Origin of the sequence: Vibrio sp. MED222, from assembly GCF_000153005.1 — a bacterium.
In the GTDB taxonomy this organism is placed as follows: domain Bacteria; phylum Pseudomonadota; class Gammaproteobacteria; order Enterobacterales; family Vibrionaceae; genus Vibrio; species Vibrio tasmaniensis_A.
In genome coordinates this window covers 79,730-94,729 of sequence record NZ_CH902610.1, presented here as the reverse complement: position 1 = coordinate 94,729, position 15,000 = coordinate 79,730, and the positions used below count along the sequence as shown (strand labels likewise).

Genomic DNA, 15,000 nt, shown 5'->3' with positions numbered 1-15,000 from the left:
GGTTCGTTAGCAACAGATCTTAAAATGCCCCATTAGATGAGGCACTTAAATTTAAACTCTGACTAACCTTTCAAGCGGTTCTCTAAGAACGGGACTAATTCCGTATGTGCACGTTTCAATAGTGCCTCAGTTGAATCCCAATTGATACACGCGTCGGTAATAGATACACCGTATTTCATCTCATTGAGAGGTATATCTGAAGATTGGTTTCCTTCGTTAATATGGCTCTCAATCATCAGGCCGATAATCGACCTATTACCTTCACGAATCTGATGGATGACATCTTCAGCCACCAGCGGTTGACGACGGAAATCTTTACGAGAGTTCGCATGACTACAGTCGACCATTAGTGCCGCCTCTAAGCCAGATTTACCCAGCTCTTGCTCACATTCGTGTACCGATACTGAATCGTAGTTCGTCTGCTTACCGCCACGTAAAATTACGTGACCATTTGGGTTACCTTGCGTCGTTAGTAGTGCGACTTGACCTTCACGGCTGATACCCATGAAACGGTGGCTAGAAGAAGCCGCCTGCATTGCATTGATTGCAGTACCTAGATTGCCATCCGTACCATTCTTAAAGCCGATTGGCATTGAAAGACCACTCGCCATTTCGCGGTGGGTTTGTGATTCAGTCGTACGAGCGCCGATTGCTGCCCAGCTGAATGTATCTGCTAGGTATTGCGGGCTGATTGGATCTAGCGCTTCTGTTGCTAGTGGGATTTCCATCTCAGCGAGTTCAACAAGTAACTCACGACCAACATGCAGACCATGCTCAATATCGAACGTACCATCTAGATGTGGGTCATTGATCAAGCCTTTCCAACCAACAGTGGTACGAGGCTTCTCAAAGTAAACACGCATTACAATATACAGTTGGTCGCTAAGCTGCTCAGATAAAGCTTTTAAGCGTTTCGCGTATTCTTTCGCAGCTTCAATATCATGGATAGAACATGGGCCACATACTACAAGCATGCGATGATCTTTCTTATGAATAATGTTTGCTATAGTTTGACGAGACTCTTGAATGAAACGACGAGCATTATCACTCAAAGGCAGTTTTGCTTTTAACTCCTCAGGAGTAATCAGTACCTGTTCGTCGATGATATTGACATTGCTTAATTCACTTTTCTGCATAACTTAACCTGTATATTTATTTTTACACCCACAATTTCCATTTGGGCTGACAATCTTTAAAAACACAATAACAGCTACAAAAACGATTGCAAGTGTAAACAATAAAAAACATTTACTGTAAATTAAAACTTACACATCTTCTTTAATTCACTCTGATACACAAACCAGCTTAAACTGCACCTCACACATACAAAAAAGGCGATATTTCTCATATCGCCTTCTTCAAACTTATAGAGTGTTTATTTATCACCCAGCGTTTAACATTCGCTTAATTTGCTCTGAGGCCTCTTTCCATCGACTATCCGAGTGAAGCGTCGATAAATCAAAGCAGTGCTTTTTAAGCAATGAGTTGGCTAAAGGCACCTCTTGAATCGCTAAATGATCAAGAGCCTCAATTTGTGCATCTCGCTTATTACACATCAGCACCATGTCACAGCCAGCATTCAAAGCTGCTTTCGCTCTGTCTGCTGGTCCGCCCATAATGGCCGCGCCTTCCATCGTTAAGTCGTCAGAAAAAACTAAGCCTTTGAATCCAAGCTGCTGCTTCAATACTTTCTGCAACCAATACTCAGAGCCGCTCGCTGGTTGATCATCATAGTGAGAGAAAACCACGTGTGCTGGCATCATGGCATCCAATATTCCGGCTTCAATTTGCGCCTTGAAAATGGCCATGTCTGTTTCAAAGATATCATCTCTAGGATCGTAAGGCGTTTCTAAGTGCGAATCAGCAATTACACCGCCGTGTCCTGGGAAGTGCTTCCCTGTTGTCGCCATTCCAACCGATTTCATGCCTTTAATAAAAGCACTGCTGTGGCGAACGATGGTATCAATATCTTCACCAAACGCTCGGCTACCAATCGCTTTACAGTCGTGACCTTTATCTAATACAGGCGCAAAGCTCAGATCGATATCATGGGCAATCAATTCCGCCGCCATCAACCAACCGGCTTGTTCTGCTAACTGCTCACCATTATTCTTAGTCGCGAATTCTTGAGCGGCAGGGATAATTGAAAAGCCATCGCGAAAGCGCTGAACTCGGCCACCTTCTTGGTCAACGCCAATCAAAATAGGACGTTTCGCGACCTTGCGGATCTCTTTATTTAACGCCGAAAGCTGTTTGCTATCGTGGTAGTTTCGAGCGAATAAGATGAGACCACCAACGGTTGGGTGCTCTAAAATTTCTCTGTCTTCAGCTGTCAGTTCGTAGCCCGCGACATCTACCCACAACGGTCCCATATTTATCCCTTATTAAACCTAATTTCATAAACTTCCCGAGATTATTCTCTTTAAATTTGCTTTACAATGTTTTTAAACCAATCTTTGGAAGACTTTAAGAATGCAGTGCAAGAGCTTAGGAATGGATCGTAAAGAACTGTATATCGGTGTGATGTCGGGGACGAGTATGGACGGTGTTGATACCGCCTTAGTTTCGATTGAAGATTCGCGCATCACATTGCTCGCTCATGATGAGTTCCCAATGCCTGATGATCTCAAAGCGCGTCTGCTTGAAGTTTGTATTGGTCAGAAAACGGATTTGATTGCCATTGGCGAACTAGACCACCAGCTTGGTCATCTATTTGCTGATGCTGTTCTGCAACTTCTCGATAAGTCAGGTACGCCTGCATCTTCTGTGACTGCGATTGGGAACCATGGCCAAACAGTATTCCACCAGCCAACCGGTACTTCGCCATTTACCATGCAGTTGGGTGACGCTAATATCATTGCCGCTAAAACAGATATTCAAACTGTTGCCGACTTCAGACGCAAAGACATGGCGCTTGGCGGACAAGGTGCGCCATTAGTCCCCGCGTTTCACCATACGATTTTTCACCCGCGAGACAGCTCGGTTGTAGTCTTGAATATTGGTGGTATCTCGAATATTTCAGTACTGCGCCCGAATCAGCCTACTCTTGGTTATGATACAGGCCCGGGCAATATGTTGATGGACGCTTGGGTTGATACGCACACGGGTGAGAAGTTTGACCGTGATGCGCAATTCGCACTTAAAGGTCAACTCAATCAAGCCTTGCTCGAACAGTTATTAAATGAATCTTATCTATCTCAAATGCCGCCGAAAAGCACTGGCAGGGAGCTATTTAATCTACCGTGGTTAGAGCAACAATTAACAGAATTTAAAGACCTTGCGGCAGAAGATGTTCAGCACACACTTTGTGAATACACTGCATTGACGATAGCGAATGAAGTGGAGACTTATCGCTTGGGTAACCAACCTGCGCTCTATGTGTGTGGCGGGGGTACGAGAAATCCACTGTTGATGAAGAGACTGTCTGAACTGCTTCCTGGCTGGGAGGTTGAGTCAACCACCAGTAAAGGCGTTGATGCCGATTATATGGAAGCTATGGCCTTTGCGTGGCTTGCTCAACGTCATGTTCATCAACTGCCAAGCAATTTACCAGAAGTGACTGGCGCGAGCAGAGCGGCCTCTCTAGGCGTTCTCTATCGTGCTGACTAAACAACTTTAGAACCATCATTTTAGAATCACCATTTAAGGATCATTATGAGTAACGACGCTCTCATATCAGCGCTCTCGCACCTCGTTTCGGAGGGGAGAAACCCTGACACTATGGATATTGATCTACTCACCTCTCTCGAAGTGGTTGAAAAGATTAACCAACAAGACAAACAGGTACCACTGGCGATCGAAGCCGAATTACCACTGATCGCGAAAGCGGTTGACAAGATCGCTCACGCCTTTCAAAACGGTGGCCGACTGATCTATATGGGTGCAGGCACCAGTGGTCGATTAGGTGTATTAGATGCCTCAGAGTGCCCTCCGACTTTCGGTGTTTCAGACAAAATGGTTATCGGCTTAATCGCTGGCGGACCAGAAGCGATTTTAAAAGCCAAAGAGGGAGCGGAAGACTCGCTGACTCTCGGTATTGAAGACCTGAAAGCCATTCAATTTACAGAAAACGATGTCGTGGTAGGCATTGCAGCCAGTGGCCGTACACCTTACGTGATTGGTGCGCTCAACTATGCGAATCAGATTGGTGCGGTGACGGTTGCGCTGTCTTGTAACCCAGGCTCTCCAATTGCTGAGATTGCTCAAATCGCAATTAGCCCAGTGGTTGGCCCAGAAGCATTGACTGGTTCAACACGACTCAAATCAGGGACAGCACAAAAGCTGGTGCTTAATATGCTCACCACTGCGAGCATGATTCGTATTGGTAAGAGCTATCAGAACCTGATGGTCGACGTAAAGGCGACCAACGAAAAACTGGTTGCCCGCGCAGCTCGTATCGTAATCCAAGCAACTGAATGTGATAAAGCCCTTGCAGTTTCGACACTTAAAAACACCGATTATGATGTGAAGCTATCTATTTTAATGATTCTGACAGGGCTAGATTTAGAACTGGCCAAGGCTCAACTTGATCAACAAAATGGCTTCTTGAGAAAAGCGGTCGAGAATAATCAGTAATCTCAATTCTGTTTGTAGCTTCTCATTTAGAGAGTGACTTTAACGACATACAACAAGACCAGTACACATGCAGTACTGGTCTTTTTTAGTTTTAATTTGTTATCGCTAGCTTGGGCTTAATAGTCGTTTGAGAACTCATCCCAGCCACGTTGCCATTCCATACGGAAACGTTGAGCGTCTTCCGTACCAGAACACACGCCTTCATACACCTGACCAGATAAACCAATTTGATAAGCATGGTTCGGATTACAATATTCCGTCACACCTAAATGGTAACCTTCTGTATAGCTAGCTTGATCGACTCCGCCAAGCTCGGCCATATCTGAATAAGAACGCTGAGTGTGGCCTTTGATACCATCACGATAGCCAATCTCTTGCCAATTGCCTTCGGCCGCTAAATCTTGAACATTGGCGCTGCATCCTGCAAGGCTAAATGCCACGGCGAATAATGCGATTATTTTTTTCATTTCAATCCTTTATATTGTTACTTCATCACTTTCTGACGAAGCGCTGCCTTTGTGGCGATTCTCCGCTGAACACTGACTGATGTCCACTTATGTCTGTTATCTGCCGTTGATATTTATTGATTACCGCTTAAAGCTGATAAGTCACCACTAACTAGAAGCATGACACTTCTCAACACCAGTAACCAACCGCTCCGCAAAGGTCACAAACCACTAAACCGGTTATAACACCACTTAATTAGCTATTCGACCACTCACTCCAGTAGCGGAAGTTTCTTCTCATACACTCCTTTAATATACACCCTGACTTAATTAATACATTCAGGGATAACAAATTATGATGTGGTTTCTTACCTGTGTTGCAGCACTCATTGGTGGCTACTTTATTTACGGTGCCTTTATCGAAAAGATATTCGGTGTCAATGAAAAGCGTCAAACACCCGCTCACACCAAGCAAGACGGCGTGGACTACGTTCCAATGTCAACACCAAAGGTTTACCTAGTTCAGCTGCTTAACATTGCAGGCGTCGGTCCAATCTTCGGCCCTATCATGGGTGCTCTTTACGGCCCAGCAGCAATGCTTTGGATCGTTCTAGGTTGTATCTTCGCAGGTGCAGTACACGACTACTTCTCAGGTATGTTATCTATCCGTAATGGTGGTGCTTCGGTTCCAACCATCACTGGACGTTACCTAGGCAATGGCGCAAAACACTTTATGAACATCTTTGCCATTGTTCTACTGCTTCTTGTTGGTGTGGTATTCGTTTCTGCTCCAGCAGGCATGATCACTAACCTCGTCAACGACCAAACTGATTTCGCAATGTCTGCAACAACCATGGTTGTTATCATCTTTGCTTACTACATCATCGCAACGATTGTCCCTGTCGATAAAATCATTGGCCGCTTCTACCCACTGTTCGGTGCACTACTTATCTTTATGTCTGTTGGCCTAATCACTGCGATTGGTCTATCTGACGAGCACCAAATCATGGGTGGCTTCGAGATGAAAGACATGTTCACCAACATGAACCCGAATGACCTACCACTTTGGCCTGCTCTATTCATCACTATCGCTTGTGGTGCTATCTCTGGCTTCCACGCAACTCAGTCTCCTTTGATGGCGCGTTGTATGGAAAACGAGAAGAACGGTCGCTTCGTATTCTACGGTGCAATGATTGGTGAAGGCATCATCGCTCTAATCTGGTGTGCGCTTGCTCTGTCATTCTTCGGTTCAGTTGAGTCTTTATCTGACGCGATTGCAAACGGCGGCCCAGGTAACGTGGTATACAGCGCTTCATTTGGCCTACTGGGTGTATTTGGCGGTATCCTTGCTTTCCTTGGCGTGGTTATCCTACCTATCACTTCTGGTGACACAGCGTTCCGTTCAAGCCGTCTTATCCTTGCTGAATACTTCAACATGGAACAGAAGACACTGCGTAACCGCCTACTGATGGCTCTACCACTGTTCGTTATCGGTGGTATCCTGACTCAAGTAGATTTCGGTATCATCTGGCGTTACTTCGGTTTTGCTAACCAATCAACAGCAGTAATGATGCTGTGGACGGCTTCAGCTTACCTACTTCGTCACAATAAACTGCACTGGGTAACAACGGTTCCAGCTGTGTTCATGACTTCTGTGTGTATTACATTCATCCTGAACAACAGTCAGCTAGGCTTCGGTCTGCCAATGCAGCTTTCAACCATCATCGGCGTAGTGAGTGCATTCGGTATCGCAGCTTACGTTATCAAAATTTCAAAAGGCAAAGGCGATATCGACCTTGCTGATGAAGAATCAGAAAAGGAAGCAAAGCCCGTAACAAAAACAGCTTAGCTTTCCCCGAAACATTCTCACTCTTCATAGAAAGAGGAGAATAAGAAAGCCAAAAACACTTCGCTTGTTCCACCACATCTTTGATGAACTGGAATCTAAGATCAAAGCCCATCATGTATGATGGGCTTTATTATTTTATCCATAACCACTGAATACGTTAGTTTCCACTTTACAAAAGAAAGACAACCTGCAAAAAGCAAAGCTACCTTTCAGCCTCAATGAGCTTTACACTTAACAAGCGTCTCAATAGGTGAAAATATGGAACTCATTCTCTCTCTGCTGCAACAAACCTGTGTCTACTTAGTAATAGCTTACATGCTAAGTAAAACCCCGTTGATTCTCCCTTTGTTGAGCATCTCTTCACGCTTAAGTCATAAAGTCAGCTGTTATGTTCTGTTTTCTCTGTTCTGTATTATGGGCACCTATTTTGGACTGCAGATTAATGACGCCATAGCCAACACTCGCGCGATGGGTGCGGTAATGGGAGGTCTGTTTGGCGGTCCTGTCGTTGGTTTTGCCGTCGGCTTTACTGGCGGTATTCACCGTTACTCATTAGGCGGCTTCACAGACTTAGCTTGTGCGATTTCGACCACAGCTGAAGGCTTGATTGGCGGCCTATTGCACGTTTACTTGGTTAGAAAGAACAAAGCTAGCCAACTGTTTAATCCGTTGGTGGTGTTCTCGGTAACCCTGTTTGCAGAAATTATTCAGATGCTAATTCTGTTAGCGGTCGCGAAACCATTCGAGCAGTCCTATGCTCTGGTTTCTGATATTGCCGCGCCAATGATCATTGCTAACTCTGTGGGTGCGGCACTGTTCATGAGCATCATCCAAGATCGGAAAACCATCTTCGAAAAATATTCGGCAACTTTCTCACGCCGCGCATTAACCATTGCCGAACGTTCGGTGGGTATTTTGCATGGTGGATTCAATTCAGATAATGCGCAAAAAATCGTGCGCATCATTTACGAAGAGACCAACGTTGGTGCGGTGGCGATCACCGACCGAGAAAAAATTCTCGCGTTTGTTGGCATTGGCGATGAACACCACATACCTAACACTCCGATTTCATCGCAGAGCACGCTTACCTCGATGGAACAAAACGACATCATCTACCTTGATGGCAAAGAAAACCCGTACCAATGTTCTCTATCGCAAGATTGTAAATTGGGTTCTGCGCTTATTATTCCACTGCGCGCGGGTAATGAAGTGGTCGGAACCATCAAACTGTATGAGCCAAAGCTGAAACTATTCTCGACCATCAACATGTCGATGGGTGAAGGTATCGCTCAGCTATTGTCGAGCCAGATATTGTTTAGTAATTATCAGCAACAGCAAACGCTGCTCACCCAAGCGGAAATCAAACTGCTGCATGCACAGGTGAATCCTCACTTCCTGTTTAATGCACTCAACACCATCAGTGCAGTTACACGCCGTGACCCTGATAAAGCACGAGAACTAATTCAGCATCTCTCTCACTTCTTTAGAAGTAATCTGAAGCAGAACATCAATACAGTGAAACTCAAAGACGAACTGGCGCACGTCAATGCGTACCTAACTATTGAAAAAGCACGTTTTACTGACCGATTAGAAGTCGAATGGGATATCGCCTCACAACTATACGAGTCGCAACTGCCGAGCTTTACCCTGCAACCGCTGGTAGAAAACGCCATCAAACATGGGATATCTAATATGTTGGAAGGCGGTAAAGTGAAGATCTATAGCGAGGCTTTCGAGGGTGGATTCAAGTTAATCGTTGAAGACAATGCTGGTAATTATCAGAAGCCACCCCAAGATCACGTTGGATTAGGCATGGAGATTGTTGATAAACGACTCACTAATTTCTTTGGACAAGATTCAGCACTAAAAATAGAATCTCAACCACAGCAATTTACTCGAATGAGCTTTATCATACCTATACTGAAATAAAGGCATTTTCGGAGACGAATCACTCCGAGTTGAAACATTTAGAAGCCGACATTTAAAAGAAAAGCGTGAAACAAGCAGGGATAGAACCAAAATGAAGATTGTAGGATGTTAAAGGCATTAGTTGTCGATGATGAGCTTTTTGCTCGCGAAGAGCTGATTGAACTACTGACTGAAACCGGACAAGTAGAAATCATTGGCCAAGCGAGTAACGCGATCGAAGGACTGAAACAGATCAATCTGCTCAAGCCTGATGTGGTGTATTTGGATATCCAAATGCCGCAGGTTACCGGAATTGAACTGTTAAGCATGCTTGATCCAGACACCATGCCCTACGTGGTATTCGTCACCGCCTACGACCAATATGCGATTCAAGCATTTGAAGACAATGCCTTTGATTACCTACTCAAGCCGGTTGAACCTTGTCGATTAAACAAGAGTGTTTGTCGTCTGAATAAGGTCATCAAGCTGAACCAGAAAGCGCCAGAACAAGATATATCTGCGATTGCTCCCTGCCACTTAGAGCAGATCCCGTGTATCGGCCACAACCGCATTGTGATCATGGCGAGCCAAACGGTCGAGTGCGCTTATTCAGATATCAGTGGTGTCCACGTACGCAGCTCATCACAAACGGCAACCTCGCAGTTGACGCTAAAGATCTTGGAAGAAAAGACCGATTTGATCCGCTGTCATCGACAGTATTTGATCAATATAAAATCGATCCAAGAGATCAAACTGTTAGAGAATGGATTAGCGGAGATCATCACACTGACCGGCTTTGAAGTACCTGTCAGTCGTCGTTACTTAAAGGCTTTAAAGGAGCAACTCGGTCTCCAGTAACCCCATAAGTTTCGACTTTTTTCCAAAATACGATCAAAAAAGCCAACGCATCAACGTTGGCTTCCTGTTGTTTACAAATCAATAGTGTTTGCAAATCGATACTGTTTGCGAATCGATAAAGTTACGAATCGATCTTGTCACCAATCCATAGAGACTAGTCGACTTGCTTAATCTGCAGCTCTTTTGGTACTTCGAAGAACATGTTCTCTTCACGACCTTGAATCTCTTCAACCTCGGTAGCACCCAACTCACGAATACGATCTAAGATTTGGTTTACTAGCTCTTCAGGCGCTGAAGCACCCGCTGTCACACCAATTTTCTTTTTCCCTTCAACCCATTCAGTTTGAATGTCTTCAGGACAGTCGGTTAGATAACCAGGCGTGCCTAGCTTCTCAGCTAGCTCTTTTAAACGAGTAGAGTTCGATGAGTTCTTAGAGCCAACAACTATCACGACATCGACATCACCAGCCATCTCACGAATTGCGTCTTGACGGTTTTGTGTTGCGTAGCAAATATCATCTTTACGTGGTCCTTGGATCTCAGGGAATACGCGACGTAACTCTTCAATCACGTCTGCAGTTTCATCAACTGACAGCGTGGTTTGACTAACATAATGTAAGTTACTTGGATCGTTCACGACTAAGTTCTGTACATCTTCTGGTCTTTCAACCAAATACATACCACCAGCTTGGCTAGCGTATTGACCCATAGTGCCTTCCACTTCAGGGTGACCCGCGTGACCAATCAATACTACTTCCATATGTTTGCGGCTCGCTCGAGCAACCTCCATATGAACTTTAGTCACCAAAGGACACGTCGCATCAAATACCGTTAACTCGCGTTCTTTCGCTTCTTTGCGAACCGCTTGAGAAACACCGTGAGCCGAGAAGATCACGATGTTATCGTCTGGTACTTCACTTAACTCTTCGACAAAAATAGCACCACGTTGCTTGAGCCCTTCAACAACAAAGCGGTTATGCACCACTTCATGGCGAACATAAATCGGTGGCTGATACAGTTCAAGAGCGCGCTCTACGATGCTGATCGCACGATCGACACCGGCACAAAAGCCACGAGGGTTAGCTAACATTATTTTCATTTCATTGCTCATCATTTACCGCGGTACTAAGGTTGTTTCTATAGAGTTCGCTGTCAGCGAGGTTCGCATTCTACAGTGAAGCGCCTAGACAGTGAAGCTCTGGGTTGCATCACACCTGTAAGGCGATGTTATTCTACTGTTAAGATAGTGATTAGCCGCTAAGATAGCTACTCCACCGTTAAGACACTTAGTCCACAGCTAAGATGTTAACGTCAAACGTAACGTCTTGGCCGGCTAATGGGTGATTAAAATCAACCGTCACTGAATCACCCGCGATCTCAGTGATAATACCTGGAATTTCCATACCGTCAGGACCAGAGAAAGCCATAATAGTGCCAACTTCGACTTCAGAGTCGCCAACAAACTTAGCACGATCCATATGATGGATATGATCTGGATTTGGCATACCAAACGCGTCTTCCGCCTTCAATTCGATAGATTTTTCAGTCCCCGTTTCAAGGCCAATCAGGCACTGTTCAAAGTTCTCACTTAGGCTGCCATCACCCATCACGAACTTAGCGGGCTTACCCATATTTTCGGTGCTATCGGCAACTGAACCATCCTTCATTTTAATCGTAAAATGTAGAGTTACTGCTGAATCATTTTTAATTGCTGCCACGTTACTTTCCTTAGATTTCTTTATTATTTGAGAATGCATTTTGCTTTGCTCTCATATTACTTGCAGCATAAAAAAAAGCGCCGTCGGAATCAACCGACAGCGCTTAGGGCTATTCTATTCTGTGAGTCATAGGCTGACTTTAGGACAATCTATTACAAAGCGATTTGCTTGATACTCATTAATGTCTGAGTAGTCTATTGGCTTTCATCTTTCTTACGGAAACCATCTAAGATGATCATCGCGGCGCCGATACAGATTCCCATATCCGCTAGGTTAAATGCAGGCCAGTGGTAAGTACCCCAATAGAAGTCTAAGTAATCGACGACAAAGCCATGTACAACACGGTCGAACACGTTACCAACAGCGCCACCAATGATGATCGCATAAGCAATGTTGTTCCACTTATCTGTTGCTGGTAGCTTGCTCATCCAGTACGTCAGCATCCCCGTTACCGCAAATGCGATACCAGTAAATAACCAGCGCTGCCAACCACTTTGATCACTCAAGAAGCTAAATGCTGCACCGTAGTTATGCACGTACAAAAAGTTAAAGAATGGCAACACCTCAATGCGGTTTGCCCAGCCATAACCCATGTTGTCCATAACAAAGAGTTTGATACCGATATCAGCAAGGAAGACTAGTAGGGCCAACCATAACCAACGCACACCAGATTGTTTTAACGAAACTTCACTCATTTCTATTCCTAGTATTTACGAAGTTGGTATTCACTGTTACTCAATTTAAGTGACCTTGATTACCAAACTTGGCTAAACACATTTCCTATAATTAAAAATAACCCCAGTTGGTACTGGGGCTATGATTTTTACAAAAAGTTCAGTATTTCTCTGAGTCGTTATGCGTACTTACGCACTTCGCCTTCACCGTCGATGTTCGACACACAACGACCACAAACTTTCTCGTGACCTTCAATTGTGCCTACATCTGGAGTGTGGTGCCAGCAACGGTCACACTTCTCAGCTTCAGTTGCTGCAACTTCAACGTACAGACCTTCAACGTCTGTCGCTTGAGCTGTATCAGACTTATCGCTAAGTGGTTTAACAACCGCAGCAGAAGTAATAAGTACGAAACGTAGCTCATCTTCTAGCTTGTTGATTTTTGCCGCTAGTGCATCGTCAGCGTATAGAGTAACTTCAGCCTGCAGAGCGCCACCGATTGTTTTCTCTTTACGAGCATCTTCAAGAAGCTTGTTCACTGCGCCACGAACTGACTGGATTTCAGTCCAGAATTCGTTGCTTAGCTCTTCGTCGTCAGCAAGACCAAATAGGCCTTCGAACCACTCGCCTGTGAATACAAACGTGTCGCGTTCGCCTGGCATCTCGTTCCAGATTTCATCTGCAGTGAACGACATGATAGGAGCCATCCAACGAACTAGAGCTTCTACGATGTAGTAAAGCGCCGTTTGGCAGCTACGTTGAGCATGGCTGCCCTGCTTCGCTGTGTACTGACGGTCTTTAATTACGTCTAGGTAGAAAGAACCCATTTCGATAGAACAGAACTGCATTAGACGTTGAGTTACACCGTGAGTATTGTACTCACCGTATGCTTTAACGATCTCTTCTTGTGCAGCTTGAGCACGGCCAACAGCCCAGCGATCAAGTGCTACCATTTCTTCAGCAGGAACTAGGTCAGTTTCAGGGTTGAAACCGTTCAAGTTCGCTAGGAAGAAACGAGCCGTGTTACGAATACGACGGTAAGCATCAGCAGAACGCTTAAGAATCTCGTCAGAAACCGCAACTTCGTTAGTGTAATCCGTAGAAGCAACCCATAGACGTAGAATATCTGCGCCTAGTTTGTTCGTTACATCTTTAGGAGCAACAACGTTACCGATAGATTTAGACATCTTACGGCCGTTACCATCAACCACGAAACCGTGCGTTAGCACTTGCTTGTATGGTGCTTCGTCTTTCATCGCGATAGATGAAATCAAAGAAGACTGGAACCAGCCACGGTGTTGGTCAGAACCTTCAAGGTAAAGATCAGCACTGTGCGTTCTTTCTTCATTCGGGAAGTTGTACTCTTCACGAGAATCCACAACAGAGAAGTGCGTTACACCTGAGTCGAACCATACGTCTAACGTATCAAGTACTTTCTCGTACTTGTCAGCGTCTTCAGCACCCATCAGTTCAGCAGCATCTACATCCCACCAAGCTTGAATGCCTTTTTCTTCCACAAGCTTCGCTACTTTTTCAATAAGAGTTGGGCTATCTGGATGAAGTTCTGATGTTTCTTTATGAACGAACAGAGCAATTGGCACACCCCAAGTACGTTGACGAGAGATACACCACTCAGGGCGACCTTCGATCATACCTTCGATACGGCTTTGACCCCATTCAGGCATCCATTCAACACTCTTTGTTGACTCTAGTGCTTTTGCACGTAGGCCAGCTTGATCCATAGAGATGAACCATTGTGGTGTTGCACGGAAGATGATTGGAGTTTTGTGTCTCCAACAGTGTGGGTAGCTGTGCTCGTAAGCGTGGTGATGCAGTAGTGCACCCTTCTCTTTTAGAACTTCTAAAACAGAGTCGTTCGCTTTGAATACGTGCTGACCAGCAAATAGCTCAGTATCTGGCAGGTAAACGCCGTTTGAACCAACTGGGTTAGCGATTTCTAGGTTGTACTTCTTACCAACCACGAAATCCTCTTGACCGTGACCAGGAGCGGTATGAACCACACCAGTACCAGAGTCAGTTGTAACGTGGTCACCAAGAACAGCAGGAACCGTAAAGTTGTAGAACGGGTGGTTGAATTGAGAAAGCTCAAGATCAGCACCAGTAGCAAAACCAAGGTTATGGAAGTGCTCGATACCCGCACGATCCATTACGTCTTTTGCTAGTTCAGAAGCAACAACGATACGTTGAGCTGGCTGTTCGCCATTCGCTTCAACTTGGATAAGTACGTATTCAAGATCATCACGTAGACATACTGCGCGGTTAGCCGGCAGAGTCCACGGTGTTGTCGTCCAGATAACAATAGAGATTTCGCCCTGACCCGCGTGACCTTCCGCTAGAGTAAATTTCTCTAGTAGAGCCGCTTCGTCAGCTGCAGAAAATTTCACATCGATAGATGGAGACACTTTATCTTTGTATTCAACTTCAGCTTCAGCCAGAGCAGAACCACAGTCAGTACACCAGTGAACAGGTTTGAAACCTTTTAGTAGGTGACCTTTGTCTGCGATTTTACCTAGAGAACGAATGATGTTCGCTTCAGTGCCAAAATCCATAGTGCGGTATGGTTTATCCCACTCGCCCATGATACCAAGACGTTTGAAGCTCTCTTTCTGACCTTCAACTTGGCCCGCAGCGTACTTACGACACTCTTCGCGGAATTCAGCCGCTGAAATCTTCTGACCAGGCTTACCTTTCTTCTTCTCAACCATCAACTCGATTGGAAGACCGTGACAGTCCCAACCAGGGATGTACGGTGCATCAAAACCAGAAAGGGTCTTAGATTTGATAATAATGTCTTTAAGAATCTTGTTCAGCGCGTGGCCAATGTGAATGTCGCCGTTCGCGTATGGAGGGCCATCATGCAGTACGAAAGATTTTTTACCTTTCTTTGCCTTACGGATCTCACCGTAAAGGTCTTCTTTGTACCAACGCTTCAGCATTTCTGGTTCACGATT

At 45.1% G+C, this 15,000-nt stretch carries 12 protein-coding genes; 5 read left to right on the top strand and 7 right to left on the bottom strand.

Translation table 11 applies throughout. From position 1 onward, the window contains the following. Nucleotides 1–62 precede the first annotated feature (62 nt). Both MED222_RS04050 and nagZ read right to left on the bottom strand, forming a co-directional pair. Entirely contained in the window at nucleotides 63–1,136 is a 1,074-nt protein-coding gene (locus MED222_RS04050; RefSeq protein ID WP_009848455.1) for a 3-deoxy-7-phosphoheptulonate synthase, read from the bottom strand. A gap of 246 nt (nucleotides 1,137–1,382) precedes the next feature. After that, the gene (nagZ, locus tag MED222_RS04055; RefSeq protein WP_009848454.1) at nucleotides 1,383–2,372 is read right to left on the bottom strand and encodes a beta-N-acetylhexosaminidase; all 990 of its coding nucleotides are present in this window, start codon (nucleotides 2,370–2,372) and stop codon (nucleotides 1,383–1,385) included. A 121-nt stretch (nucleotides 2,373–2,493) separates the two neighbouring features. Here nagZ and MED222_RS04060 point away from each other — a divergent pair, with 121 nt between their 5' ends. Both MED222_RS04060 and murQ read left to right on the top strand, forming a co-directional pair. Continuing rightward, a complete protein-coding gene (locus tag MED222_RS04060; protein ID WP_009848453.1) occupies nucleotides 2,494–3,609 on the top strand; it encodes an anhydro-N-acetylmuramic acid kinase in 1,116 nt (371 codons plus the stop codon). A 45-nt stretch (nucleotides 3,610–3,654) separates the two neighbouring features. Beyond that, nucleotides 3,655–4,575 carry an N-acetylmuramic acid 6-phosphate etherase gene (murQ, locus tag MED222_RS04065; RefSeq protein ID WP_032555324.1) on the top strand — a complete coding sequence of 307 codons (921 nt, stop codon included), beginning with the start codon at nucleotides 3,655–3,657 and terminating at the stop codon, nucleotides 4,573–4,575. Nucleotides 4,576–4,691: 116 nt separating this feature from the next. Here the strand turns inward: murQ and MED222_RS04070 are convergent, their stop codons facing one another. Next, nucleotides 4,692–5,042 carry a DUF2799 domain-containing protein gene (locus MED222_RS04070; RefSeq protein ID WP_009848451.1) on the bottom strand — a complete coding sequence of 117 codons (351 nt, stop codon included), beginning with the start codon at nucleotides 5,040–5,042 and terminating at the stop codon, nucleotides 4,692–4,694. A 334-nt stretch (nucleotides 5,043–5,376) separates the two neighbouring features. Between MED222_RS04070 and MED222_RS04075 the strand changes: the two genes are divergently transcribed. From MED222_RS04075 to btsR, 3 genes are all read left to right on the top strand, one after another. After that, the gene (locus MED222_RS04075; protein ID WP_009848450.1) at nucleotides 5,377–6,870 is read left to right on the top strand and encodes a carbon starvation CstA family protein; all 1,494 of its coding nucleotides are present in this window, start codon (nucleotides 5,377–5,379) and stop codon (nucleotides 6,868–6,870) included. A gap of 258 nt (nucleotides 6,871–7,128) precedes the next feature. After that, nucleotides 7,129–8,799 carry a sensor histidine kinase gene (locus MED222_RS04080; protein WP_009848449.1) on the top strand — a complete coding sequence of 557 codons (1,671 nt, stop codon included), beginning with the start codon at nucleotides 7,129–7,131 and terminating at the stop codon, nucleotides 8,797–8,799. 105 nt (nucleotides 8,800–8,904) lie between these two features. After that, nucleotides 8,905–9,636: a two-component system response regulator BtsR gene (gene btsR / locus MED222_RS04085; RefSeq protein WP_009848448.1), complete on the top strand. Its 732-nt coding sequence runs from the start codon at nucleotides 8,905–8,907 to the stop codon at nucleotides 9,634–9,636. Nucleotides 9,637–9,790: 154 nt separating this feature from the next. Here the strand turns inward: btsR and ispH are convergent, their stop codons facing one another. The 4 genes from ispH to ileS form a co-directional block, all read right to left on the bottom strand. Beyond that, a complete protein-coding gene (ispH, locus tag MED222_RS04090) occupies nucleotides 9,791–10,747 on the bottom strand; it encodes a 4-hydroxy-3-methylbut-2-enyl diphosphate reductase (protein WP_029222924.1) in 957 nt (318 codons plus the stop codon). Nucleotides 10,748–10,922: 175 nt separating this feature from the next. Beyond that, the gene (fkpB, locus tag MED222_RS04095) at nucleotides 10,923–11,354 is read right to left on the bottom strand and encodes an FKBP-type peptidyl-prolyl cis-trans isomerase (RefSeq protein WP_009848446.1); all 432 of its coding nucleotides are present in this window, start codon (nucleotides 11,352–11,354) and stop codon (nucleotides 10,923–10,925) included. A 194-nt stretch (nucleotides 11,355–11,548) separates the two neighbouring features. Continuing rightward, the gene (lspA, locus tag MED222_RS04100; RefSeq protein ID WP_009848445.1) at nucleotides 11,549–12,049 is read right to left on the bottom strand and encodes a signal peptidase II; all 501 of its coding nucleotides are present in this window, start codon (nucleotides 12,047–12,049) and stop codon (nucleotides 11,549–11,551) included. Nucleotides 12,050–12,207: 158 nt separating this feature from the next. Further along, a partial coding sequence (ileS, locus tag MED222_RS04105; RefSeq protein ID WP_009848444.1) for an isoleucine--tRNA ligase occupies nucleotides 12,208–15,000 on the bottom strand: 2,793 nt, incomplete at its 5' end.

What these genes read in the sequence shown, in the direction of transcription:
- nagZ (WP_009848454.1), bottom strand. Translation starts at nt 2,372, where the DNA reads ATGGGACCGTTGTGGGTAGATGTCGCGGGCTACGAACTGACAGCTGAA.
- murQ (WP_032555324.1), top strand. Translation starts at nt 3,655, where the DNA reads ATGAGTAACGACGCTCTCATATCAGCGCTCTCGCACCTCGTTTCGGAG.
- MED222_RS04075 (WP_009848450.1), top strand. Translation starts at nt 5,377, where the DNA reads ATGATGTGGTTTCTTACCTGTGTTGCAGCACTCATTGGTGGCTACTTT.
- lspA (WP_009848445.1), bottom strand. Translation starts at nt 12,049, where the DNA reads ATGAGTGAAGTTTCGTTAAAACAATCTGGTGTGCGTTGGTTATGGTTG.
- MED222_RS04080 (WP_009848449.1), top strand. Translation starts at nt 7,129, where the DNA reads ATGGAACTCATTCTCTCTCTGCTGCAACAAACCTGTGTCTACTTAGTA.
- MED222_RS04050 (WP_009848455.1), bottom strand. Translation starts at nt 1,136, where the DNA reads ATGCAGAAAAGTGAATTAAGCAATGTCAATATCATCGACGAACAGGTA.
- ispH (WP_029222924.1), bottom strand. Translation starts at nt 10,747, where the DNA reads ATGAGCAATGAAATGAAAATAATGTTAGCTAACCCTCGTGGCTTTTGT.
- MED222_RS04060 (WP_009848453.1), top strand. Translation starts at nt 2,494, where the DNA reads ATGGATCGTAAAGAACTGTATATCGGTGTGATGTCGGGGACGAGTATG.
- MED222_RS04070 (WP_009848451.1), bottom strand. Translation starts at nt 5,042, where the DNA reads ATGAAAAAAATAATCGCATTATTCGCCGTGGCATTTAGCCTTGCAGGA.
- btsR (WP_009848448.1), top strand. Translation starts at nt 8,905, where the DNA reads ATGTTAAAGGCATTAGTTGTCGATGATGAGCTTTTTGCTCGCGAAGAG.